The sequence below is a fragment of the Lujinxingia vulgaris genome (assembly GCF_007997015.1).
In the GTDB taxonomy this organism is placed as follows: Bacteria; Myxococcota_A; Bradymonadia; order Bradymonadales; family Bradymonadaceae; genus Lujinxingia; species Lujinxingia vulgaris.
In genome coordinates this window covers 1-536 of sequence record NZ_VOSM01000098.1, presented here as the reverse complement: position 1 = coordinate 536, position 536 = coordinate 1, and the positions used below count along the sequence as shown (strand labels likewise).

1 pseudogene is annotated in these 536 nt (G+C 74.3%); it reads left to right on the top strand.

Annotated features, from left to right (window positions below):
- Positions 1-150 precede the first annotated feature (150 nt).
- Positions 151-536: pseudogene (locus tag FRC98_RS21075) on the top strand (DNA-binding response regulator); the annotation flags it as partial.

Sequence of the window (536 nt, the reverse complement as noted above, 5' to 3'; positions counted from 1 at the left end):
GCCGGGACCGGGTGCAGGACCGGGAACCGGGCACGGGGTGCGGGCGGGCACGGGCCGCGGGACGCTCCGGACCGGCGGGGCCGCGGAGCCGGTCGCCCGCCCGGACCTATACTGACAGCTCAGTCCGTACGCCAGAGTGGAGAAGCACGAGTGTTCCAGATCCTGATGCTGACCGACGCGGACGGACCTTCGGCATCGGTGCTCCCGGCCCTCGACCTGCTCAACCACAAGGTCTCGGTCGCCCCGACGCGGACCGTGTCCGGCAGCCTCGACGGCCGGTCCCCGGACGTGGTCCTGCTGGACGGGCGCACCGACCTGATCACCGCCCGCAACCTCGCGCAGCTGCTCACCGCCAAGGGCCTGGCCGCGCCGCTGCTGATGGTCCTCACCGAGGGCGGGATGGCGGCCGTGGCCGCGAACTGGATGGTCGACGACGTCGTGCTCGACACCGCCGGCCCCGCGGAGGTCGAGGCGCGGCTGCGCCTGGCCTCCTCCCGCACGGCCGAGGTCCCCGAGGACGACACCCGCATCCGTGC